We start from the raw sequence: 24,978 nt of genomic DNA on the forward strand, positions 1-24,978 counted from the left end.
TTGAGTTTATTTTATATAATCAATAGCGTTTTTGGTAATTCTTTTAATGTTGCCCAGGTACAGGTTAGTGGTTCTGGCACCGCCCTCGGGCTCTGAGTACCAGTCATATGCCCCAAAGGCTATGATTACCACATTACCGTCATTTGCCGGCCACTCGGCTATGCCAACTCTACCGTTCAGGTTATCATCCCACTGCTCGGATGCCAGGTTGATACCACCGGTTTTCTCGCGCCAGCCGGCACCATCACCGTAGCCACCCCATTCGTTAACAAACCACCAGGCGGTGTGATTAAGCCTAAACGTGCCTTTTTCAAGCAACCAGGCTTTACCGGGCTCGTAGGTTTCTATACCCTGGAATATCGGGTGATCTTCCCGTGTTCTGAAAGATATGCCCCAATTATTATTGGTTTCAATAAACCCACCGGGCAAAAAGTCGCCGAATACATTGTTTGGGCCTCTGCCTTCGGGTACCACGCCAAGCGCCTCAACATAACGGGCGGCGTAAGTGGTAAGCAGTAAACTACCACCGCCTGCACGATACTCTTTAAGCGTGTTAACAACGGCCGGTGTAAGAGCCGCCGCAGGTAAATCCTGCGCCGAATCATAATGCCACCATATTACTTTATAGTTGGCCAGGCTGCGCCCGCCCTCAATGCTCTGAAATGAAACATAATCGGCGGCTGGATAAGTTGCAAAAAACCAGTCGGCAGCGGCTTTTTCATCCGGGTTAGTTATGCCGGCTCGTGATGTAGCCACGCCCATGAAAGCGTACTCGTTAACTGAGTTACTGATAACGGTTACAGCATAAGTTGCTGTACGTTCGCCAAGTTTAACGATGTAATTGACAGGGGCAGTAAAATTTTGCACAGCCCCTGATGCCGGCGATACACTCACGCCTGTTTGTAGGCCAATTTCCGGCTTAAGGGCCGACAGGTCTGTACCGTCAGGTAGTATAACCGATATGGTTTTATTCTCGTGGTCAATAACCCCATCAACGCCATTTATTTTGAAAGACGATAATGGCGGAATAATCTTCACCGTCACTTTATAATCTTTAAACAGGTTACCGTTGGTTACCCGGTAAGTTACCGGACCGGTAAAGTCTAACCCTGCCCCCGCTGCCGGCGAAACCTTTGCACCGCCAGGCATTTGCATAGCAGCCGCGAGGTTAGTTACGTCAGTACCAAAAGGCACGTTAACCGTAATATCGCCGGTTTTTTTATCAATGTCTCCCTGTATATTGTTAATACTAAACGCGCTAAGCGTCACATCTGCATTAACATTGAAGCTGCTCTTATTGTCCTTTTTACAGCCCGCCCACAATGCGGCAACGGCTATAAGCAAACAAAACGCCTTATAATGATTGAAATATCTGGTCATTGTCTTGATTTATTAAAATGGTTAATAACCCGGGTTTTGAATGTATTTGCCCTTGCTAAAAAATACCTGGTTTTGCGGTACAGGTAAAAACTCGTCGCGCCCTTTGGTGAAACGAGCGCCCTGGTAAATACTGCGCGTACCTTTCTCTTTGTCAAAAAAGTCGTTTATTTCTTTATCAGCAACACCCCAACGCATAAGGTCAAAGAACCTTTCGCCTTCTAATGCCATTTCAACGCGTCGCTCAAAACGCAGTGCTTTACGTGCGTTAGCCTGGTCCCACGTAATGTTAACGCCGGGCGTGTAAGGCTGCACATTGTATTTTGAGGTTGGCTGACCGTTTGCCATCTTTAAACGGGCGGTGCTTTTCTTAGCGCGGTTGCGTATATCATTAATCAGCGGCAACGCCTCGTTTTGCCTGCCCATTTCTATCAGCGCTTCTGCCTTAAACAACATCACATCGGCCACGCGTATAAGTATGCGGTTTTTGGTATTGCCAAAAAATGGGGCAAGGTTTATAAAACAGTCACAGTCGGGCGATACGTTCTCTTTCATGGAGTTGTAGGTGCCATATAGGGTAACGTTTCGGCTCCAGGCTTCTGTTACCAGTCGCTCGGGCTCATATTTCCATGGTGCGCCGGGTCTTGATATGGTATGGTCAACCCGCGGGTCAACAGTATTTACTGCAAAATCAACATTCTGATTGTTATAGGTCTCCAGCAACGGCAAACCGTCTTCACTTGTTCTGAAAGCGTTCATGAGCGTTTGCGACGGTTTTTGAAAATCGCAGCAGCCAATTCCCTGCGGCACGGTAAGCATATCGCCAAAATTAACCCTGCCGCGACCGGCACCATCGTTACTTGAAAACTGTACGGACATGAATGCTTCCTGCCCATTTTCGGTACTTCCCGGTAAAAAGTTGTTGGCAAAATCGGGCTGCAATGTATACTCCGAATTAAGCGCGGCATCGGCCGCGGTCACCACTTTTTGTAATGTGCCCTGGTCAATACTTGTTACATTGTGCTTGTCATCTTGCTTGTAAGCCTGAAACAGGCGGGTTTTGGCCAAAAACGCGTAGGCGGCATACTTATTGGCACGCCCAATCTCGGGCTGCGTCGGTGGAAGTGTTGCCGCTGCAAACTCAAAATCAGCTGCTATTTTTTCCAGTATCTCATCGCGGCTAAGCGCGTTGTTGGTAATGTTTTCATATTCAGTTGAAGGCACATTTTCATCAATATACGGTATGTTTTTAAACAGGTTTTCAACCATCAGATACCAATAGCCGCGCAAAAAACGCAATTCGGCCTTACGTATCTCAACATTGGGCAGCTGTGCCGGTGTAAATTTGTTGAGTACGCGCAAACCTTCGTTGGCCCGGCGGATGCCGATGTAAATATTAAACCACATGCCATCGTAATTCCATTGGTCGGCGCGCGAGGTTACAAATGTCTCCATCTGGTGAAACACATCGCCATCATTTATACCGCCGCCACCTTTGTAGGCATCATCAGACCGTATGTTGCCATACTGGTACATACTAAACGCACGGTTTATTTCATCGTTACCTAACTGTGAGTAGGTTGCTATCACAAACCCTTCGGCCTGCTCAGGTGTTGATACCTGTTCTTCATTCAACGCCCCTTTGGGGCCTACGTCGAGCACCTTATTGCATGAGCTAAAAATAAATGCTGCTGCAAGCGCTGTAATTATATATTTTTTCATTGTCAACTTCATTAGTATTATTAAAACCTCAAGTTAATACCGCCTGTAAACACTGTTGGGTTAGGGTATCCGAACGCCGGGCTTTCCGGATCAAGACCGGTGAACGACTTTGACTTATAAATGATAAGCAGGTTATCGCCGCCCACATATAGCCTTAGCGACTTGATTTTTAGCTTTGACAAAGCGCTGGCAGGGAACGTGTAACCCAGTTGTGCGTTGCGCAGCTTTAAATATGTGCCGTTCTCGATAAAATAGGTGGACATGCGGTTTTCAAAATTATCATCGGTTAGTGATACCGCCGGAATAGTCGAGTTGGCGTTAGACGGCGACCATGCATTAAGCAAACGTGCACCCTTGTTTGATGACGATTCGGTAACGCTCCAGAAGTCAGTAAAATACTTGGCGCCGTTTACCACATCAACATTACCTACACCCTGCAGTAAAAACGACAGGTCGAAATTTTTATAACCTATATTGGCGTTAAAGCCGTACGTAAACTTAGGCAGCGGATTAGCTATCCAGGTTTGGTCGTTAATATCAACCACGCCATCGTTATTCAGGTCGGTGTAACGTATGCGGCCCAGGCCTTTACCTTGCTGGGTTGCGTGGCTGTCAACTTCCTCTTGTGTTTTAAACAAGCCATCGGCTACATAGCCATAGGTTGAACCAAAGGTGCGGCCCAGTATGTTTTGATCTTTACCGTTACCACCATAGGCGTTAACTACTGATGCCGGTAAGTGAGTAACTTTGCTTCGTATGATATCAAAGTTGCCGGTAACATCTATACGCCAGTCGCGGCCTATGTTACTGCGGTGGCCAACCATAAATTCAAGGCCTTGGTTGCGCATTGAGGCACCGTTTACAAAGGTTTTGCCACCCTCGCCAAGTACGCCTATGTAGGGCGGATCAATCAAAATATCCTTGGTTTTTTTATCAAAGTAGCTTATGCTGCCATAAAGCTTTTGGTTAGCTATTGAGTAGTCAATACCCAGATCAAGCATTTCTGCCTGCTCCCATCTTAAATTAGGGTTGGCGTTTTGAAACAGGTAGAAACCTGCGGGCAGCACCCCGCTTTTATTGCCGTTGATATCATAAGATGTAATATTGTAATTGGGCAGGTAAATGTTGTAAATAGCCCTGTTATCGGTTTGCTGGTTACCGTTTATACCCCAGCTGCCGCGCAGTTTTAACTCGTCAAAAATATTGGTTACGCTTTTAAAGAACGGCTCTTCACTTAAACGCCAGCCTGCCGAAAACGCAGGGAACGCGCCATATTTATTGTTTTTACCAAAACGCGATGAACCATCATACCGCATGGTAGCAGTAAAAAGGTATCTATCCCTGAAAATGTAATTAACCCTGCTTATGTATGAAAAAAGTGTATTTTTCAACCCGTAACCGCTGTTATCTTTTATGCCTGTACCGGCATCGATATACATATAGTCCGGATCTTCAAGCACATAACCCTCGCGTGATGCCATAAATGAGCTCACATTTTCTGAAAAATATTCTGTGCCTACAAAGGCATCCACTTTATGATCCTTATTCTCCCACTTATAGTTAAGGCTATTGGTCCAGTTGGTTTTAACATTATGGGTTTGTACGTTTATAGTTTTGTTTACATCGTTAACCAGGTAGCCGCTTACGTACTTCTTTTGCCAGTTACGTGATGTAAAGTTGCCATAATCAATACCGAAGTTTGACCGGAACGTAAGGCCTTTAGCCAGGTTAACATCGGCGAAGAAATTGCCGAACACACGCATAAAGTTATAGGCATTTTGCTTATTATCCTCAAGCACGCGTACCGGGTTTTGCCTGTCGTTCATGCCTGATACGGGACCGCCCCAACCCTTTCCGTCAACCGTACGCACCGGTATTATGGGCAATGCCTGTATGGCGGAATTAATAATATCTGCCGATACTTCCCTGGTTTTAGTGAGGCTTAAATTTTGGCCTACGGTTACAGCACCTTTAAACAGCTTATAGTCTGAATTTAAACGTGCCGATATCCTGTTAAAGCCGGTAGTTTTTACAATGCCTTTATTATCAAAGTAACCTAATGATAGCAGGTAGTGCCCATTCTCGTTACCATTAGATACCTGGGCATCATAATTTTGAATAACACCGGTGCGCGATATTTCATTAAACCAATTGGTGTTGGCCGCTTTAATAGTTTGCTCGGGGTTAAGGTACTCGGCAACAAATATATTGTTAAGTACCGGCTGGTTGGTTTGGGGGTTCACCTCCCACTCAAACTGGTAACGCAGGCCGTTACTGTTAGGGTCGATACCCTTGTTTACGTATGCCTGCCATAATACCCTGCCATAGCCATCGGCGTCAAGCATATCTATTTTATTAAGATATGATGATATTGATGTATAGGCGTTAACACTTGCCTGCGTACCCCCCTGCTTACCGCGCTTTGTGGTAATAATGATAACACCATTGCCAGCGCGTGAACCGTATATACTGGCCGCGGCAGCATCCTTTAATATCTGCATGGATTCGATGTCGGCCTGGTTAAGCTCATGCATGCCCGATTTGCTGGGCACACCGTCAATTATATACAAAGGGTCGTTATCGTTTAGCGTACCTATACCGCGAATACGCACGGTTGCCGGCGCACTGGGCGACCCGTTTGAAGTAATGTACACGCCCGGTACCTGCCCTTGCAGGGCTTTGATGGGGTTGGCAACCGCCTGTTTCCTGAGGTCGTTAACATCCACTACGGCCACCGAGCCGGTAAGGTCTTTTTTACGTTCGCTCTGGTAACCGGTAACTACAATTTCATCAAGCTGTTTTGAGTCGGTTTGCAAGGTAATATCTATAGTTGCTGTATTAGCAGCAACCTCCTGCGTGGCAAAGCCCAGGTATGAGAACACAAGCGTTGCGCCCGTTTCAGGTATTGTTAAAGTATACTGTCCCCTGGCATCGGTTGCTGTTGCCGTCGCAGTGCCTTTTAGGGATACATTAACCCCGGGCAGCACCTCTCCTTCAGCATCGGTTACCTTACCGGTAACCGTTCTGTTCTGCGCGTTCGCCAGCTGGAAAAAGCAGCATACAGAAAGAATTAGTAAATAAATCTTCAATTTCATCTCCTATAATAAAAGGTTAATTAATAAACAGTTAGCAAAGGGATATTAAGTATATCCATTACATAATTTTGGCTCTTGTAAAATAGCGCCTTTCAAGGCGAAAAGGTAATTGGTTTCTTCATTCGTTTTAAGTTTAAATTGTTTAAGTATCCGGTTATGGTTTAATGTGCTGTAAGCTTTAAGGCAGCGGTTAAACGGCTCTTACCTGAAAATTTCTTTTCCCAGATAAACCTGTCAAGGTCAAACTTTGAATAATCAGGGCAGGCACCTGATTGGGAGGTAATAAACGCTCCCATAGCTGCCGCGTAGTCAAGTGAGGTTTCCAATGGTTCGTTCTTTAATTTCATAGCTAAAAAAGCTGCCAAAAACGCATCGCCGCTCCCAATTGTATCCGCCACATTAATCTTGTAGGCCGGGTAATCATACCGGAATGACGGCGTATAGTATGATGCCCCGCTGCTGCCCTTAGTGATCAATAATTCTTTAAAATCAAAGTATGTGAACAGCATATCTGTACAGTCCCGTTCGGTTTTACAACCGGCGTCATACCAGCCGGCAATCAGCATAAGTTCACTAACATTTAACTTAACCAGGTCGGCCTGATTGAGCAGATCGGTAATAATAGCTACAGAATAATGCGGGGCACGCAGGTTTACATCAAATACACGATAGGTAGCTAATTTTAACATTTTGTACAGGGTTTCCCGGCTGGTAACATCGCGCGAACTTAAGCTGCCGAATACCAGCGCACCCGCATTTGTTATAAGGGGCTCAAAATCAGTATCCCAGGCAATATTGTCCCAAGCTACCGGATAAACAATTTCATACGATACCTCGTGGCTTGCGCTAATTTTTGCCAGCACCTCGCTGGTTGGCTGTTGGTGGCTTACCTGTACATAGTTGGCTGATAATTTTATGCTGTGTAAAAAATCTACAAGGTCTGCCCCGGCCTTGTCGTGCCCGATAGCGCTAACTAAGGTGCTTTTAATACCCAGTTTATGTAAATGATAGGCTACGTTCATGGGCGCACCGCCGGGTTTTCTTTCCGTTGGCAGCACATCCCATAATATCTCGCCAAAACAAACTACCGGTTTATCCTTTGCTGTATTCATGTCCATCCTGTTAATGCATTACTAAATTTGATTCAATTTGCTCAAGCGATTTGCCCTTGGTTTCGGGCATCATGCGCCAAACAAATATTAATTGCAGTATCATCATGCTGCCAAAAAAAGCGAAGGTGGTTGCGCCCCCTAATTTTTCTGCCAGGTACGGGAAGCAAAACGCTATTATGGCGGCCATAATCCAATGTGTTGAACTCCCCAGCGTTTGTCCCTTTGCACGCATTTCATTTGGAAATATCTCAGAAATAAATACCCAGATAACAGCGCCCTGTGAAAAAGCAAAAAAGGCGATGAAGATCATCATATACACGGGTATGGCAAACCCATTAAACTGGCCGGTGTAGAAAGTGTAAGCCACTAAAAACAAAGATATTATTAACCCTACAGAGCCTATCAGCATAAGTACGCGGCGGCCCACCTTATCAATAAAATTGATAGCTATCAGCGTAAAAATAAAGTTGATAAGACCTACACCAACGGTTGAGAGCAGTGACGAATGGGCACCAAGTCCGGCCATTTCAAATATGCGCGGGGCGTAGTAAATTATAGCGTTTATACCCGATACCTGGTTAAAAAAAGCAAACAGTACCGCCAGCATTACCGGCGTTTTATACTTACCGCTGAATATGCTATTGGCGGCTGTTTTAATGCTTGTGTTGTTACTCCCTGAGTTTTTTATGGCTACAAGCTCTTCATCGCAGTTAAGCGGGTTTATTACACGTAAAATTGCCAGTGCCTTTTCAGTAGCGCCTTTTTTAAGTATAAGCCACCTGGGGCTTTCGGGTATAAAATATATAAGCACTAAAAATATAACCGAGGGCACGGCCTGTACGCCTAACATAAGCCGCCACGATGAATCGCCCAACTGGCTGATGAGGTAGTTTGACAGAAACGACACCAGTATGCCCAGTACAACATTAAACTGGAATAAACCTACCAGGCTGCCGCGACGGTCGGCCGGCGAAACCTCTGATATATAAATCGGCGCTGTAACCGATGATGCACCTACCCCAAGCCCGCCTAAAAAACGAAAGGCAAGAAATACATACCAATTATCTGCCAGGGCAGTACCCAATGATGATAACAGGTATGCTATTGCAACAAAATAAAGTGTGTTTTTACGCCCGAAGCTATCAGATGGGCGCGAGCCGAATAATGAACCGATAACCGTGCCTATTAATGCTATTGATATTGTAAGGCCGTGTTCAAAAACTGACAAGTTCCAGAATTGCTGCACCGATTTTTCGGCGCCTGAAATTACCGCTGTGTCAAATCCAAACAAAAATCCCCCCAGCGCCACGACCATGGACCAGGCCAGTACAGAATGTTTTCCCATAAAATATTAAAGTATAAATTGGTGTTAATGGCTGCAAGGTAGGCGGTTTGAAAGGCCGGGGTTATTATTATCGTATCAAATACTTACAAAAATCAATTTAATCGTAAAAAACTCATTTACAGCATATTAACTTTTAAAACAGCATGGTTATTTAAGGACATTTACACTTTTATAACCTATTTGTATAAAAATGATACATACTTTCAGTTTTATAACATCCCCGCGGTAGCCTGCCATTTTGAGTAACCATACATTTTTATTTATCTTTAATAATTAGTGTTACCTGAAAGCACAATTCACCAATTATTTTTATCCTGGATGATATACGTTTTAAGGCTGTTAAAAAAGTTTTACCTGTGCAGAAAACTCTGTGTAGTATACAGTAATAACCTGCTATGTGTTACTATTACGCTGCTTGCCCTGGCTGGCTGCGGCATTAAAAAGGAAAACCCTGAGTATGTAATCGGTTTTTCGCAATGCGTGGGTAATGATTTGTGGCGCAAAACCATGCTGGAGGAAGTGAAGATGGAACTTTCGCTACATCCCGGGGCAAAACTGGTATATACTGATGCCAACGGCAACAGCAAAACACAGGCGCAACAGGTTAAGCAAATGGTTAACCAGGGCGTAGACCTGCTGATTATATCGCCAAACGAAGCCATGCCCCTTACCCCAGTTGTTGAACAAACCTATAATAAAGGTATTCCTGTAATTATAATTGACCGTAAAACATCATCAAATTTATATACAGCTTATGTGGGTGCCGATAACTACCAGGTTGGTAAAATGGCCGGTGAATACGCAGCGTCGGCATTAAAAGGTAAAGGCAACATCGTTGAGATTATGGGTTTACCCGGCTCTTCTCCCGCAATTGAACGCCAGCGTGGATTTGCTGATGGGATTAAGAAATTTAATGATATACACATAACGGCGCAGTTATATGGCGACTGGTTAAAGAACAACGCCGAACAGGAACTGCTTAAAGCCCGGACGTCACTGCAAACCGCCGACGTGATTTTTGCGCATAATGATGTAATGGCCGCCGGCGCAAAAAACGTTATCAGCAAACTAAAGTTAAACCGCCCGATAAAAATTATTGGTATAGACGCGCTGCCCGGCAATGGCGGCGGGCTGCAGATGGTATCGGGCAAGGTACTTGATGCCAGCGTATTATATCCTACAGGCGGCAAAGAGGCCGTTGTAACTGCATTCAGGATATTAAACAAGGAATCGTTTTCAAAGGATAATATTTTACAGTCGCTGGTTATTGATTCGGCCAATGTACAGTTGATGAAACTGCAATGGAGTAAGATAAGCAGCCAGCAAAAAGATATTGAACGCCAGCAGAGCCTGCTTGCCGAGCAGGAAGTACTTTTTAGAAACCAGCAAATGGTACTGAATATTACTGTGATTACGCTTGTATTGGCCATTGTGTTTGGGGGGCTGGCATTTTACTCGCTGCTGGACAACCGTAAAATAAACAAAAGCCTTGAAGCTAAGAATAACGAGATTTTAAGCCAGCGTAACCAGCTGATTGAAATGTCGGCCAAAGCGGAAATGGCCACCGAGGCCAAGCTGAATTTTTTTACGAATATTTCGCATGAATTCCGCACGCCGCTTACACTTATCCTATCGCCGTTAGAAGACCTGCTGAATAATGATAAGATAAAGAGCCTGGCGGGGCGTAACCTTAACCTGATACATAAAAACGCTTTCAGGCTGCTGCGACTGGTGAACCAGCTTATAGAGTATCGCAAGATCGAGTACGAAAAAATGCAGATAAACGCATCGCCCAATAACCTGGTGGAGTTTGTAAAAGATATTTTGGATAGTTTTCAGCACAATGCGCAAAAACGCAATATTGATTTACGGCTAATAAACAGCGAGCAAAACCTGGTAGTTTGGTTTGACGCCAATATGCTGGATAAGGTTATTTTTAACCTGCTATCAAACGCATTGAAATTTACGGCCCAAAACGGCAAAATACATGTATCCATTACCCGGCTTGACGGCTATGCTTACATTAAAGTGCAGGATAACGGCATTGGCATGTCAGAAGATGAAGTTAGCCACGTTTTTGAACACTTTTACCAGGCCGATACCAAGTCAACAAAAGGATCGGGCTTAGGCTTGTCATTATCTAAAGAGTTAATGCGGCTGCACCATGGCAGTATACAGGTTGAAAGTAAAAAATGGGAAGGTACCACCTTTACGCTCAGCTTAAAAACCGGCAGCGACCATTTTACTGAAGATGAGAAAAAACAAGAAAAGTTAGACAAGCCAGAATTATATGAACAATCAAGAATATACACTACAGACCTGGATGAAAACGCAGTGGTTGAGCACACTGATGCCTTGCGCAGTATAAAAGAACAATCAGTATTAATAATAGAAGATAATGTTGACCTGCTTAACTATTTAAGCGCGAAGCTAAGCAACCAGTTTGAGGTGCACACTGCCAACACCGGTACCGGCGGCATAAACAGCGCTTATGAGCTGGTACCAGACCTGATTATATCTGACGTTGTATTGCCCGGCGCTACCGGCAGCGAACTCACGGCCAAGTTAAAATCAGACATACGCACCTCGCACATACCCATAATTTTACTAACAGCCAAAGGCAGCATTGAGCAGCAGATACACGGTATTGACAGCATGGCCGACGCCTACATTGTAAAGCCATTTAACTACGACTACCTGCTGGCTAATGCAAAAAACCTGCTTAAGAACCGGGTGTTGTTAAAAGACCATTATACCAGCGACATCAGCCCGTCAAACAAACTTCCGGTATCAAAAACGCTGGATAAAAAATTTATTAATGACTTTGCCGGCATTGTAGAACAAAACCTGGCAAACGAAAACTTCAATGTTGATGATATCTGTAAAGCGATAGGCATATCGCGCGTGCAGTTATACCGCAAGGTTAAAGTGCTGCTTGATTGTACCATAACGGACTATATACTTAACCGTCGTTTAAAAAAAGCAAGATACCTGCTTATTAATGAAAGCCATTCTATAGCCGAAATAACTTACATGGTAGGATTTACCACCCCTAATTATTTTGCAACCGTGTTTAAAGCAAAGTATGGCGTAACCCCTACTGAATATAAAAAGGCGAATCTTGAGAAATAGTTATAGCTAGTTAAAATATATTATGTACTAAAACCTAAACACGCATTAAAATCACTTGATCTCAATGGTTGATCACTGGTTGTGCCGTTACCTTTTTGTCGGTAACTTCTTCTGAAAACACACTGAATTACATAAGTATTTATGTTTAAACAGTAACGCAACTTTTAAGAAACCTTATCCGTATATCCGTAAAAAATATACCATGCCTTTAAGAGAGCTCGAACGCATTGCAGCTGTAAACCGCTTTTTAAAGTTAAAAATAAGCAAGGAACAGGAACTGCAGGAGATTGTGGAGTTAGCTGCCAAAATTTGCGAAACACCCACAGCGTTGATTACGCTCATAGACGCAGACACGCAGCACATAAAATTCAAGGTGGGTTCTCAACTCGAAACTACATCGCGGACCGATGCTTTTTGTAATTATGCTATAGAGCAGTACCAGGTGATGATGGTGCCCGATGCATTATTGGATGAACGTTTTAAAAACAACGCGCTGGTAACGGGTGATCCGGATATTCGCTTTTACGCCGGCTCGCCGCTAACCACGCAAGACGGACTAAACCTGGGTAGCCTGTGTGTGATTGATCAGCAACCTAAAGATTTGAATGAACTTCAGCAGCGAATGCTCGCGGCCTTGTCAAAGCAGGTAATTCAGTTGCTGGAGTTTGATAGCAGCATCACTATTCTTAAAGAACAATTTGTTGCAGCTAAGCGGTCAGAGATAGAGCTTCGTTCTTTTTTTGAGAGTTCAATAGACTGTCATTTGCTAATCGGGAAAAACTTTGAAGTATTAGCATTTAATAAATCTGTTGAAAGGATGGTTTACACCGCTTATAATAAGGCAATAGTCAGAGGGAGTGATATGGGGCAATACGTTAATCCGAAACTTAAAAACGAATTTTACGATAGCTACCAAAAAGCTTTAAAGGGGACGGCCAGCTTTGAGCAACGAAAAATCATTTATGGTGACCGCCAGATTTGGTGGGTTATCAAATATGAGCCTGCTTTTAATCCCGACGGTGAGATCATTGGTGTTTCGGTGAATTCTACAGATGTTACGGCCAGGGTGAAACACGAAGAGACGGTGACCGCACAAAACGAATCGCTGCGCCAGATTGCTTTTATTCAATCGCATGAATTGCGCAGGCCGGTGGCTTCCATTATGGGTTTGATTAATCTTTTAAAAAGCGACGAACGGGCCGCCTGTATAGAGGAAATTCAGCTCATGGAAAAAGCGGCGCTTGAATTGGATGAAAAGATCCGCCTTGTGGTGGGATACACAGCAGATGATACTGGTGCGAATAGCTTACAGGCTAGCTAGAAATCCCCTCGATTGAAACGATTCAGCTTCATATAATCCTTAATACACCCTATTGTCAACCCCAAAATTATCCGCCTCGCTGTTTAAACGAATGATCTGAATTCCATCCTAGTGCTCCTGCACGCATGCCGGGCTAACTAAAGATGTGTTACGGGGTTCGATCCTATTAGGCGCTATAATTAACCAAAAAACCCTTAACTTACCGCGTTTTTTAATACAACCTTCACGATGAATACCCAGAACCCTTCGGAGAAAAAGATTGACGTATTAAATCTTATAGTGTTCGTATTGTCGGTATATGTTCTTGGTGCACTTCTTATCGACACCATATTTAAGTTACCAGCAGAAACTTCCAGGCTTTTAATTTACATTGATAATGTTATCTGTCTCCTCTTCTTCGTTGATTTTTGCGTTCGTTTTTACAATGCGAAAAACAAGATCGAATTTATGCGTTGGGGGTGGATTGATTTGGTATCAAGTATACCCACGGTAAGCTTTTTAAGAGCGGGCAGGATTTTGCGCTTAATAAGGGTGCTCCGCCTGATACGGGCCTTTCGCTCCACCCATAGTTTTGTATCGTATGTATTTAAAGACAAGGCAAAAGGTGCCTTTACATCAATCTTCATTTTCGCTATTCTGTTGGTCATATTCTCGGCTATAGCAATTTTGCAAGTTGAAAAAGATCCCGCAAGTAATATAAAAACGGCAGAAGATGCCATATGGTGGGCCTATGTAACTATCACTACTGTGGGCTATGGCGACAAATTTCCGGTGACTACAGAAGGCCGTATTATCGCGGCAGTATTAATGACAGCCGGGGTTGGTCTTTTTGGAACATTTACCGCGTTTATAGCCTCGTGGTTTGTTAGTGAAAAAACAGGTTAACTATAAGTAGTTTTATATACCGTTAATTACCGCGATAATAAAATTAAAGCTATATTTGAACATAAACCTTAACATAACAGCATCAGATGAAACTACTTACAAAACTCCCTGTATTTATCGTAATTTTATTATTCGCCGCATGTAAAAAAGACAATGTGGCACCTGTTGATAACGCCGCAGGGGTAAAAAAACACCAGGCTGTGGCCGGTACTTTTTGGCCTACCAGCGGTGTAAATTTCACAGCAGTAACCATAAATGGCAATTTTGGCACCAATCCCGCCGCTATTAAAGTTAAATTTAACGGTGTTGCAGCTATTGTTAATTCTGCAACAACAAGTCAAGTTGTGGCTACGGTACCCCACGAGGCTACTACAGGCAAAATAAGCGTTACGGTAAACGGTATAACTAAAACATCATCTACAGATTTTAAAGTTTTGAAGATTGTTAAAGAAGGCAGCCTCAGCACCGACTTTTATATAAACAAACTATCCTTCGACAAGTCAGGCAACGGCATTACCTATTTGCTTACTACCACGGGGGTTAAAAAAATTACCGCCAACGGTAGCATCAGCACGCTCTACACAGCGCCGCCCATATCGCTGCCTAAATATTATGGCATGACGGGTATTGATAATGACGGCTTGGGAAATGTTTACATTACCCGTAGCTTATTCCTGGATAGCACTTACCGTATTGAACCTGAGGGATGGGTAAATACTGTTACCCTGTTGAAAAGCAGCGTTGTACTTAAAATAAACGCTGCCGGGCAAGCCACTACATTACTTGGTGATGGTGTACGTACAAACTTTAAGGTACTTTACGATATCAAGGTTAATGCAAAACAACAGAATTTGCTGCTGCTTCAATCTGAATTATGGAACGTGGGCGGAATACTTACAAAGGTTACAAGTTCAGGCAATACCCAGAATGTAAACTGGCTGAGGCCCGGCTATTGCTTTTTTCCGGATAATGACGGGAACTATTACACCATATCGCCTGATACGGCAAACACCGGAAAGTTATTTAAGGTAGATGCCAATGGTACAGCTACTTATATTTCGGGTAAAGGCGGAGAAGGCAGGAAAGACGGGCCAGCAAACGTTGCCACGTTTGAGTCTCCTAATGGCCTGGTAGTTGATAACGTTGGCAACGTTATAATACTACACAGGCTGCATCCATTTAGGGTTGTTAATACGGCTGGCTACGCAGGCATTTTATCTGGATCGATACCGGATGTAAACATTAACCGTGCTATGTACTATAATTATTTCAACAACAAAATATACATTGTGAGTCACACAAGTACCGGCAGTATAATCCGTCAGTACGCCCTTAAATAAACATTTTATTTCTATGTACCGCCAAAGAGTTCGCCTTTATTTAAAAGAACTTACCTGGCGGGTTTTACAACCCAACTACTTTATAAATGCATTTTAAGGGGGAACATAGCGCCCCCTTAAATTCATACATATATCGAAACCTTATTCCCTTAGATAAGAACCGCTAATTTCGGTGCCTTCTCCCAGCCATCCTGTACAGTAAGTTCAGCCGGTACGCAAATACACTTCAATCTTAACTTTATATTGCTAATAATATTAGTATTTTTATACCTTTGAAAAAAGTTTAAAAAATGCCGCAGCTAAAGTCTGATACATTCCTTAGGGAAGAAGCAAAGGCCTGGCTTAACCGCAATAATGGTGCAAGCGAGGTAATAAGGGTGGTACCCTCCTACGCGCCGGTTGGCCACCAATGCTATGAATTATATACCGCTTATGATACCACCGCCGAAAATTTAGGCAGGATATTATTTGATCAGGAAAATTACTGGATATATGATGGCGACAACCTGAGCGTGGCTGAGCAGGAGCAAATTGCCGGCTTTATAATCAATTACATAGAAAAGCTTTGATGGAACAAATTCAGTTATTTGCTGAAGCCGGCCAAAGCAGGGGTTTACCAAAGCATTTGCTTGAGTATCAACCTGCCCTATACGGCAGCAAAGAAAGTGACACGTTACTGCAATTCTTTATAAACAATACGCCATGGCAGCAAACCACGCAAACGCTATGGCATAAACAATATCTTACCCCACGTTTAACTTGCTGGTACGGCGAAACTGACCGCATAGCGGGATTACTGCCCTGGACGCCGGAACTGCAGGCCATTCGCGAAAAAGTTGAACCGCTGGCTGGTATATCATTTAACTGCGTACTACTTAATTACTACCGTAACGGTAATGATTCTGTTGCGTGGCATAGTGATAAAGAAAGCGTTTTAGGCAGTCAGCCCACAATAGCCTCGGTAAGTTTTGGGCAGGTGCGCAGTTTTGATATACGTAACAAACATAACCATGCCGAAAAATATTCGGTGCGTTTAGAGCATGGCTCATTTCTGTTAATGAAAGGCTCATTGCAGGAAGACTGGCACCATCGCATAGCCAAATCTGCCCGGCCCATGAAACCGCGTGTAAACTTAACTTTCAGGCGGGTTGTATAGCATAACGTCTTAATGCGTAACCAAAGTTTCCTGGACAACCGTGTACCTGCGAAAACCCCGGTAATTAAGTTTAAAACAGCGTGTTCACATCAATTTTGCAGGCAAAAAAGTATCTGCCGGTAACCCGGGCATTGGGTTTTGTTTTCAATTTAACACTTATGTACAATAATCACTTTATTGTTTAATTTTTTATGCATATTTAGCCTTTAATATGCTGTATGGCGCAAGCCACACCCCATATTTAATAATATTACACATGCTAAAGAATTTTAAATCGCTTTTTATAAAATCCGACGAAGAAGAAGAGTCGAAACCGGCGGCGGAAACTTTCTCGTTTCCGGTAAATAATCCAACACATAATGTAACATCTGCCCAAGCGCCTGTATCTAATACTCAAACAATATCTGCTCCTGCAATTGCAGAAGTAATTAAAGTATATGAAAATGGATTAGAATCGATAAACATGCCGGGGTATGACTTTTATGAATTTTATCATTCGGTAAACTCGGCCGGTAACAATGAGCAAGCCTACAACATGGCCTACAAAATGGCAACCGTGTTGGATAAAACTGTAACCGTGCAAAAACTGGTACATGATGCCGACTTTTACATCAGTAAAATAAATGAAGTATATAATCAGTACGTTACGCAGGGCAAATCAAAAATAAATTCGATAAATGATAAAAAGTCAGCCGAAAAAAGCACATTGACTACTGAAATTGAGCAAGCTGATACCAAAATTTTACAACTGAAAGAAGAGTTGAAAAAGCTGGAAGAAGAAATCACCACAAAAAAGAATAAACTCGCAAAAATAGACGAGAGCTATATTTCACAGGAAAAAAATATCCATGAACGGCTTGCCGCAAATGACCATGCTCATAAAACCAGCATTGATAAATTGATCGCTGTAAAAGAGGGTATCTCCACATACATTAAAAGTTAATATTTGAACCTTACACTCATGCAAGAAGAACAAAGCAAAATACTTGAGTTACCTATTCTTAAACACTTTGAAAAAAGTGACATCACCTTTAATCCCCAAAACTGGCGTAAAGGGGAAAAAACCATAGCATCAATAATAGGACTGGTAGTATCCGGAACTATAGGCTGGGGCTTGTACTCATTTATACTACCTATAGTATTTACCTGGATTGGACAGGTTTTAGGCGCTATAGCCGCGGCAGTACTGGTGATAGCGTTTTTTATTATGCTGCCGGTAATTATAAAGGGATTAAAAGTAGTTGCCCGCAACCTTCACAAATTACTGATAAAGAGCGATCCTTTTGGTGAGCTGGAACGCCAAAAGGCTATAATGGTACAAAATCGCTTATCATTTAAGCAAGCGAAGGCCAAAATTAAAGCTATAAAATCATCTATGGAGCAAGAGGCCTTAAAATCAGAAAAAGAAACTAAGGACTACCAGGAAAAGGTTGTTTTGCTACAGTCACGTGCAGAGGCCACTAAAGCTAAAATGACAGAAATGGACAACAAGCTGGGTGAAGCTGCTAAAGAAACTGATGAATATGTAGAATTACAGACCGGTTTAATGAGAACGTTAAGCGAAGGACAGCGCATTAGCCATATGCTTAACCAGAGTACCGGGTTGGTACGTAAATACGGCAGCCGTGCGCATGTTATTGGCAAGCTTGACCGTAAGCTTAATATGGTTGATACGGCCATGGAGATAAAAATTGCTGACTTTGAAGTAAGTATTGATATGCTTAAAAAAGAGCATGCTTTTGCCGCTGCGGCAAGGCAAGCTACTGAGCAGGCAAAATCAGCTATGCTGTTTACAAAAGGCTGGGAGCTTGAGTACGCGCTGGATGTGGTTACCAATACCATAGCGATGGATCTGGCAACCACCAGGGAAAACCTGCTGGACCTGGATTCACTTACCTCTCAATACTCTGTAGATAGTGATGAATTGTACACCAAACTTGACAAACTGGCCGACCAGATAAAAACTGATGCGGTAACAGTGCCTGCAGCTACAAAATACAGCAATCCAAACTATAAACTTACACCTGAAGATAAGCGTGAAACGCAAGGGTTTGGAGACATTTTTAACTAAAACTTACAATCATAAAACATGAATTGGTCAAATCTTACCACATTTTCAAAAGCACTAATTGCAATAATTTTTGCCGGGATCATAGGCTTTCTTGTATACTATTTTTCGCCCGGCCTAAGGATTGACGCGTCAAAAGCAGGCGACAGGCTTGAACTTTCAGACCAGGATGTTAACAACGTTATCACATCTGAAGAGCTGCCTTTGCCAGGCAATGATGCATCTTCAGAGGTATCGTCAAAGCCATTGGTGAGGATTGGCGGCTATGCCTGGAATGCGCAATCAGGTATTATAGTGGCTAACGGTGGACCTAAAACGACCAAGGGCTCGCTAATGGAACAGAACGGCGTTAACCTTGAAATAGTTAGGCAGGACTGGCTGTCGGAATTACGTAACCTGCACCTGAAATTTGTTGAAGAATTTGACCAGGGTAAACCTATGCCTCAACAAGGTGTAGCTGCCATAATTATAATGGGCGATGGAGCTCCTTTTTACATCAGCTCGGTGCAGCAAGCCCTGGATGACAAGTATGGCGAAGGAAAATATCAAATGCAGGTAATGGGCGCTATTGGCTTGAGCTATGGTGAAGATAAATTAATAGGCCCGCCAAGCTGGAAGATGGATCCGCAAAGCATGAAGGGCGCCTTAGTATCGGCTGTAATTGGCGATGGCGACTGGGTAACAACTGTGAATTACGCGTTTGCAAACGGACTTAAAGTTAACCCCGACCCTTCTACCTATGACGCTGAAGCAGTCAATTTCCTGGCATCAGCCAATGATGACTACATAGAATCAGCTAAAGAACTGATAAAATCGCAAAAAACAGGTTGGACAGTTCCGCTTAAAGAAGTAAAAGATGGCAAACTAACCGGAAAAACTATCAACAAAAAGGTTGATGGATGTGCTACATGGACTCCCGGAGACAAGATGGTTTTTGACGAGCTAACCGGCTTCACTGATATCGTGTCGACGCGTGAGTTTAATAACCAGATGGCTACTACCGTTATCTTTTTAAAGCAATGGGCTGAGAATAACCGCGAATTGGTGAGCAATATTTTCAAAGCTTCTTACATTGCCTCAAACCAGATGAAGCAGTACGATACCTGGAGAGTGCGCGCATCTGAAACTACTACGAAAAGCTTTGGTATGGAAACACCGGAGTACTGGTACAAAATGTTTAAAGGACAAAAAGGCGAAAAGAATGGCATATCCTATAATATGGGCGGCTCAAGAGTATTTAACCTTGCAGATGCTAACCAATATTATGGTATTACCGACGGTACTAACCGTTATAAAGCCGTTTATGAGCAGGTTTCAAAATATCTTAAAGATTTAAATCCTGCTGGCTTTAATCAAAACGTAAAACGTATAGTACCTTATGATGATGCGGTAAACCTGTCATTTTTAAAACAAATTGAAAACATTGACAAGGGCGCGGCCTACTCTGCCGACTACTCAAAAAAAGCCTCAAAAATGGTGGCATCCGGCGAGTGGAGAATTAACTTTGAGCCGGGCCGGGCTGTAATAAGACCTGAAGGCGCTGATGTTTTAGGGACTATTTACAACCTCCTTATCCAGGCCGAAGATTCAAAACTTGAGCTTGTAGGCCATACTGATAACACAGGTTTGGCTGATAATAATTACTCATTGTCTACAGCGCGTGCCGAAGCTGTAAAAAGTTACCTGATACAAAAAGGCATTCCCAGCAACCGTTTTCAAAAAATTGACGGTAAGGGCCAGGATGAACCGATTGCTGATAACAAAACAGCTGCCGGAAGGGCTCAAAACAGGCGTGTGGTAGTATCAATACTTAAGTAACTATGTTAAAAAATTGGTTTAAACCGTTTGAAACGGTCAGTAAAAACCAGCAGCTTGCAATTTCAGCTATCTGGATTGTACTGGTTGCCGCTTACTGGATTATATCTTCATCAGGCACAAAGCACCTGTTCCCTACCCCCGGGCAGGTGGCAGAGGGTTTTTCATCATTGTATAAAGAGGGGTTGGTGGTACACATAGGCAGTTCGCTGGCATTGTGTGCACAGGCCACTTTACTGGCCGTTATTATATCGCTTGTAGTGGTATATCTTTCGCCGCTGCCCGCCATCTCTCCTATTGCCCATATCATGAGCCGTTTGAGATATTTACCATTGACCGGTATAACGTTTTACCTGGCCATTATTGTAAATGATGCCCGCACAATGCAAATTAGTGTGTTATTCATTTTTATGAGCCTGTACTTTGTAACTACCCTGCTGGCTATGCTTAAGGATATCCCCAAAGAAGAGATTGACCATGCACGCTCGTTAAAGTGTACACGCTGGGAAGTACTTTGGGAAGTGGTTATAAAAGGACGTTTGGATTATGTGATTGACGCCCTTAGGCAAAACCTGGCTATAGTATGGATGATGCTGGTAACCGTTGAGTCGATACTGGTTGCTGCCGGCGGTTTGGGCGTACTTATAAAAAACAGCGACAAGTTTATGAACCATGGCCGCATTGTGGCTTTGCAGATTGTGATACTTTTAGTGGGATTATTGCTTGATTGGGTACTTAACGTATCTCGCAAAACCATATTTACTTATTCAAAATTTTAAAATATGGCTACTGCGTACAGCGAAAAAGATACCATTATACATGTTGAAAATCTGAGCATCGTATACGGCGATAAAACCATTATAAAAGATATTAATTTTACCGAGCTGAATGTTACCCGGCCCGACAAGACCGTAGGTCAAACTATAGCTTTTGTAGGTAGGTCGGGCCGCGGCAAATCAACACTTTTCAGGGCGCTTACCGGTCTTGAAAAGCCTACCACCGGCAAAGTGCTTATACCTGATTTTAATAAAGATATTGCCGATAACTTACAGCCTGCAAAGCTGGTATGTGAAGGTGATGTAGGCTTTGTTGATCAAAAGTACACCCTGTTTCGCCATAAAACCGTGTATCAATCCCTCTTTTACGCCTTACGGAAAAACAAATCATCTGATGAGGAGAAAAAGAGCAAGATTATGGATTACCTGAAAGATTGGGGACTGGAACATCATAAAGACAAATACCCGAATGAGCTTTCAGGCGGTCAGCGCCAGCGTACCGCCATACTTGAGCAGTTACTTAGCTCTGGCTATTATATGGTACTTGACGAGCCGTTTTCGGGGCTTGACGTGGGCAATATAGAAAATGTTAAAGAATCGTTTAGGAAGATTAACGAAAGCCATGATCTTAATACCATAGTTTTTAGTACGCATGATATTGAGCTTGCTGTGGAACTTGCCGATTCTATTTACATTATAGGTTATAAAGAGCCCGATAATCCCAGCCAACATTACGGCACTATTGTTAAACATTTTGACCTTAAGGATATGGGTTTGGCCTGGCACAGCGAGTTTTCGCCATCACACCATGATTGTGTGGTGGATATAAAGAAACATATGCTGAAAAGCTAAGCAGGTAACTAATTCAGTTTAAAAATGATCAATCTCGATAAAGAGACCCTTTTACTTTTAGACGAATCATCCTCCACCCTTAAAATAGCAGCCGACAAACTTGAGCGCGACAGTGGTTTTTCAGCCATTATCGCCGCTGCAGAAAAGCCTGAATCCACAAGTTCATATACTACCTCGGAGTATGTTTTCTTTGAGATTGTTTCGGTTTTCAACCTGTGTACCCTACCCCGGCCCAACGCTGCGCAAAACTTTGCGCTGGTATATACGGGGTTGAAGTTTTATGACGCGGCACATCTTAACAATAAGCAAAACGTAACTGCCTTAATGCACGGGCAAAACAGGCAGGTAAGCGAGTACTACATCAGCTATGGCATGCGCGTGCGCCAATACCAGGAAGCGCTTTCCTCACAACCACAACCCCTGCTGTATCCTAAAGTTTTAAAAGCCGCCCAACACCGTTTGTTCGATGAATATGCGGCAGCGCTGTATCGTTTTGCATCGTTGGTTACCAATTTAGATAACGCCGGCCCGGGTGACACCACCGCACAACTGCAAACCGTGTGGCGGTTAACGCACACCCCGGAACAACCGGCCGACATGCATAATGGCCCGGCCGGCAACGACGAAGACGATAAGCAGACGCTGGAAGATGTTATACGTGAGCTAGAATTGCTGATTGGACTTGATGACGTAAAAAAAGAAGTAACCACACTTGTTAATTTTATTAAAATACAAAAGGAGCGTGAAAAGGCCGGGCTCAATATATCCAGGGTATCCTATCATTGCGTGTTTACCGGCGCGCCGGGTACCGGAAAAACTACGGTAGCCCGCCTGTTGGCCCGCATCTACAAAAAACTCAGTGTTATAAAGAAAGGCCATTTGATAGAAGCCGACCGGTCGTCGCTGGTGGCTGAGTATGCCGGGCAAACGGCAGTAAAAGTTGACAAAGTGGTGCAATCGGCGCTTGACGGGGTATTGTTTATTGATGAAGCATATGCTTTGATTGGTGAAAACAATGATAATTACGGCCAGGAGGCCGTTGCCACACTGATAAAAAGAATGGAGGATCATCGCGACCGCCTGATTGTTATAGTTGCCGGGTACCCCGAAGAAATGGAAAATTTTATCAATGACAATCCCGGGCTAAAATCGCGCTTTAACAGGTATATCGAGTTTAAAGATTACAGCACCAAAGAATTGCTTAATATTTACCGGACGTTTTGTACCAAAACAGATTATAAGCTCACAAAGCAAGCTTCGGCCAAACTGCGCAAATACTTTAACGAGAAAATCGCCAATAAAGATAAATCTTTTGGCAACGGGCGCTTGTCACGTAACGTGTTTGAAAAGTCTATTGAGCAGCAGGCAAACCGCCTGTCATTATCCTCCACACCGTTAACACGGGATATATTGCTAACCATTGAAGCGCAGGATATTCCACAACCATAACCCGGCACAAAAGCCGGATGTATAGTAACGCCATCGCCGAAGAAGGCTGCACACCATAAAAATCGGTCGGTATCGTAATTCGGCCTTCCCAACCTTTGCACTCTCCCTGCACCGGTTGCATACACACCTTCCGTAGGATACCTTCATTCTTTGTAAACAAAACAACATACCAGTAGTTGTAATAAAAAATACTATGGACTCTTTTACACTGGCAGTTAGAACGAACGAAGAAGAACACATTTTTGAAGTGGCAGATTACCTGCACCATGATGGTGAACGCTGTAAGTTTAAGATATACCAGGCGGGTGAGTTGGTAGCCAGCTTTGAGCCCGATGCAAACGGGCATTTGCATGTGTGTAAAAATCCGGGCGGCATTAATAACCAGGTGCTTCACCTGCTGGCAGATAAAATTGAAGCGCACCATTTTCACGAATAATATTTAAATGTTATGAGATCAATTTGGAAAGGCTCAATAGGATTTGGGCTGGTTAGCATCCCCATCAAACTGTATACCGCTGTCGAAAAAACATCGCTCGACCTTGATATGCTTGACAGCAGGGACCATGCACACATTAAATTTCAGCGGATAAACGAAAATACCCGGAAGGAAGTACCTTACGATAAGATTGTTAAAGGCTACAAATTTAAAGATGACTATGTAATAGTTGAAGACGCCGACTTTGAGGCAGCCGCTCCCGAAAAAAGTAAAATTATTGAGATAGAGAGCTTTGTTGACATTGCCTCGGTTAACCCCATGTATTACGAAACATCTTACTACGCTGAGCCTGAAACCAAAAGCAATAAAGCTTATGCCTTACTGCTTGAGGCGATGCGCAAGTCAGGAAAGGCAGGCCTGGCACGTTTTGTATTGCGCAGCACCGAAAGCCTTTGTATTGTACACCCGGTAGACAAGGCTATGGTTGTTACCCGCATACGTTTTGAACAGCAGATACGCAGCATTGACGACCTTAACATAGCTGATAATATAAAAGTAAATAAAAAGGAACTGGATATGGGGCTGGCTTTGGTGAACCAGTACTCAGAAAAGTTTGACCTATCGAAATACAAGGATGAGTACCATACCGAATTACTGAAGATTATTGAAGCAAAAGCGAAAGGCAAACGCCCAACTATCAAGAAGTTAAAGCCAAAAAAAGAAAAGGGCGACGATTTGTACGAACAACTGATGAGCAGCTTAAGCGTGAAGAAGGGCGCTTAAGGCCTTGTAAAAATAATAGATTGAATTACTTACATAAATATTACCACGATGAAAAATCCGTTTAAAAAGCACGACAAAAATACCAGTTTATTAATTGCGGGTATTATTGGTGGCGCGGCCGCTGCCGGAGCCATTACCTATTTAATATTTAACCACCGGCGCGAACTGGCCGATGCAGCCGCTGCTGCCAAAGAGCAGGCCACAGCATACCTTAAAGAGAAGGAAGGACACCTGAAAAAACATAAAAGTGATATCGGTGACCTAAAAGATATCATATCTCACTCCTGATGTGTTAGCGCACCCGCGCCATAATT

20 protein-coding genes are annotated in these 24,978 nt (G+C 43.3%); 15 read left to right on the forward strand and 5 right to left on the reverse strand.

Annotated elements, in window-relative coordinates:
- Positions 1–6: 6 nt before the first annotated feature.
- The 5 genes from DJ568_RS00270 to DJ568_RS00290 all read right to left on the reverse strand — a co-directional run bounded on the left by DJ568_RS00270 (position 7) and on the right by DJ568_RS00290 (position 8,651).
- Positions 7–1,380, reverse strand: a complete 1,374-nt coding sequence (locus DJ568_RS00270; RefSeq protein WP_114003229.1) for a DUF4960 domain-containing protein — start codon at positions 1,378–1,380, stop codon at positions 7–9.
- Positions 1,381–1,401: 21 nt separating this feature from the next.
- Positions 1,402–3,099, reverse strand: a complete 1,698-nt coding sequence (locus DJ568_RS00275; protein WP_114003230.1) for a RagB/SusD family nutrient uptake outer membrane protein — start codon at positions 3,097–3,099, stop codon at positions 1,402–1,404.
- A gap of 20 nt (positions 3,100–3,119) precedes the next feature.
- The gene (locus DJ568_RS00280) at positions 3,120–6,194 is read right to left on the reverse strand and encodes a SusC/RagA family TonB-linked outer membrane protein (RefSeq protein WP_114003231.1); all 3,075 of its coding nucleotides are present in this window, start codon (positions 6,192–6,194) and stop codon (positions 3,120–3,122) included.
- A gap of 161 nt (positions 6,195–6,355) precedes the next feature.
- Positions 6,356–7,306, reverse strand: a complete 951-nt coding sequence (locus DJ568_RS00285) for a carbohydrate kinase family protein (RefSeq protein WP_158534841.1) — start codon at positions 7,304–7,306, stop codon at positions 6,356–6,358.
- 10 nt (positions 7,307–7,316) lie between these two features.
- Complete coding sequence (locus tag DJ568_RS00290; RefSeq protein WP_114003233.1) at positions 7,317–8,651, reverse strand: sugar porter family MFS transporter; 1,335 nt, start codon at positions 8,649–8,651, stop codon at positions 7,317–7,319.
- 318 nt (positions 8,652–8,969) lie between these two features.
- Here DJ568_RS00290 and DJ568_RS00295 point away from each other — a divergent pair, with 318 nt between their 5' ends.
- The 15 genes from DJ568_RS00295 to DJ568_RS00365 all read left to right on the forward strand — a co-directional run bounded on the left by DJ568_RS00295 (position 8,970) and on the right by DJ568_RS00365 (position 24,952).
- Positions 8,970–11,783 (forward strand): substrate-binding domain-containing protein, encoded by a 2,814-nt coding sequence (locus DJ568_RS00295; protein ID WP_114003234.1) that lies wholly within the window; start codon positions 8,970–8,972, stop codon positions 11,781–11,783.
- A gap of 202 nt (positions 11,784–11,985) precedes the next feature.
- Positions 11,986–13,104, forward strand: coding sequence for a GAF domain-containing protein (locus tag DJ568_RS00300; protein ID WP_114003235.1), 1,119 nt, complete (start codon positions 11,986–11,988; stop codon positions 13,102–13,104).
- A gap of 228 nt (positions 13,105–13,332) precedes the next feature.
- Positions 13,333–13,989 carry an ion transporter gene (locus DJ568_RS00305; protein WP_114003236.1) on the forward strand — a complete coding sequence of 219 codons (657 nt, stop codon included), beginning with the start codon at positions 13,333–13,335 and terminating at the stop codon, positions 13,987–13,989.
- 86 nt (positions 13,990–14,075) lie between these two features.
- Positions 14,076–15,329 carry an IPT/TIG domain-containing protein gene (locus DJ568_RS00310; RefSeq protein ID WP_114003237.1) on the forward strand — a complete coding sequence of 418 codons (1,254 nt, stop codon included), beginning with the start codon at positions 14,076–14,078 and terminating at the stop codon, positions 15,327–15,329.
- A 290-nt stretch (positions 15,330–15,619) separates the two neighbouring features.
- On the forward strand, positions 15,620–15,898 hold the full coding sequence (locus tag DJ568_RS00315; protein WP_114003238.1) for a hypothetical protein: 279 nt from the start codon (positions 15,620–15,622) through the stop codon (positions 15,896–15,898).
- Positions 15,898–16,485, forward strand: coding sequence for an alpha-ketoglutarate-dependent dioxygenase AlkB family protein (locus DJ568_RS00320; RefSeq protein ID WP_114003239.1), 588 nt, complete (start codon positions 15,898–15,900; stop codon positions 16,483–16,485). Before DJ568_RS00315 ends, DJ568_RS00320 begins: the two co-directional genes overlap by 1 nt.
- Positions 16,486–16,741: 256 nt before the next feature.
- On the forward strand, positions 16,742–17,428 hold the full coding sequence (locus tag DJ568_RS00325) for a hypothetical protein (RefSeq protein WP_147238677.1): 687 nt from the start codon (positions 16,742–16,744) through the stop codon (positions 17,426–17,428).
- Positions 17,429–17,446: 18 nt separating this feature from the next.
- On the forward strand, positions 17,447–18,556 hold the full coding sequence (locus DJ568_RS00330; protein ID WP_114003241.1) for a hypothetical protein: 1,110 nt from the start codon (positions 17,447–17,449) through the stop codon (positions 18,554–18,556).
- Between the two features lie 18 nt (positions 18,557–18,574).
- Positions 18,575–20,371, forward strand: a complete 1,797-nt coding sequence (locus DJ568_RS00335; RefSeq protein ID WP_114003242.1) for an OmpA family protein — start codon at positions 18,575–18,577, stop codon at positions 20,369–20,371.
- A gap of 2 nt (positions 20,372–20,373) precedes the next feature.
- Positions 20,374–21,147, forward strand: coding sequence for an ABC transporter permease (locus DJ568_RS00340; RefSeq protein ID WP_114003243.1), 774 nt, complete (start codon positions 20,374–20,376; stop codon positions 21,145–21,147).
- A gap of 3 nt (positions 21,148–21,150) precedes the next feature.
- Entirely contained in the window at positions 21,151–21,996 is an 846-nt protein-coding gene (locus DJ568_RS00345; RefSeq protein ID WP_114003244.1) for an ATP-binding cassette domain-containing protein, read from the forward strand.
- A 24-nt stretch (positions 21,997–22,020) separates the two neighbouring features.
- Positions 22,021–23,445, forward strand: coding sequence for an AAA family ATPase (locus tag DJ568_RS00350; RefSeq protein WP_199560814.1), 1,425 nt, complete (start codon positions 22,021–22,023; stop codon positions 23,443–23,445).
- 193 nt (positions 23,446–23,638) lie between these two features.
- Positions 23,639–23,881, forward strand: coding sequence for a hypothetical protein (locus tag DJ568_RS00355; RefSeq protein WP_114003245.1), 243 nt, complete (start codon positions 23,639–23,641; stop codon positions 23,879–23,881).
- A gap of 12 nt (positions 23,882–23,893) precedes the next feature.
- A complete protein-coding gene (gene ku, locus DJ568_RS00360; RefSeq protein WP_114003246.1) occupies positions 23,894–24,664 on the forward strand; it encodes a non-homologous end joining protein Ku in 771 nt (256 codons plus the stop codon).
- Positions 24,665–24,712: 48 nt separating this feature from the next.
- On the forward strand, positions 24,713–24,952 hold the full coding sequence (locus DJ568_RS00365; RefSeq protein ID WP_114003247.1) for a hypothetical protein: 240 nt from the start codon (positions 24,713–24,715) through the stop codon (positions 24,950–24,952).
- Positions 24,953–24,978: the final 26 nt, after the last annotated feature.

Source organism: Mucilaginibacter hurinus, from assembly GCF_003324525.1.
In the GTDB taxonomy this organism is placed as follows: Bacteria; Bacteroidota; Bacteroidia; order Sphingobacteriales; family Sphingobacteriaceae; genus Mucilaginibacter; species Mucilaginibacter hurinus.